The 434-nt window shown below is 45.4% G+C and carries 1 protein-coding gene; it reads left to right on the top strand.

Going from position 1 to position 434, the window contains the following annotated elements; translation table 11 throughout:
• Positions 1 to 434 (top strand): type VI secretion system baseplate subunit TssK (tssK, locus tag ACTHUT_RS22215; protein WP_440419977.1); only part of this gene is annotated, 434 nt, incomplete at both ends.

The following is a 434-nucleotide window of genomic DNA, read 5'->3' as shown; positions in this document are numbered from 1 at the left end:
TGGGAAGAGGGGGTACTCTTATCTCCTCAACATTTTCAACAACAAGACAAATTCAACAATCATATGCATGCCCTGTTAATGAGAGTGATGGAGGATTTTAGGTGGGGCTGTTTTCAATGTGAATTTGCCCGGCAGGCATTAGAAGTTGGAAAAATCAAATTAGATACACTTCAGGCATGCTTGCCGGATGGCACCTTAATTGATTTGCAGGCCGGCGGACGCCACGTCAATGTGTGCAATATTGAAGGTCTGCCTTTACAGCAACGAAATGTTGTATTGTTGGCACTGCCAGTCTATCGGGCACATGTTTCAAACTTGGTAGATGGGGATGAAACCAAAGATACGCACAAGCGCTTTGTTAAGCGCTTTGAGACGGTGGAGGATATTTTCTCTGCCGAAGAAACAGAGCTTGCGGTGGAGGGATTGAATCTCAC

This window comes from Neisseria sp. P0022.S010 (assembly GCF_051956635.1).
This window is presented reverse-complemented; position numbering and strand designations above follow the sequence as displayed.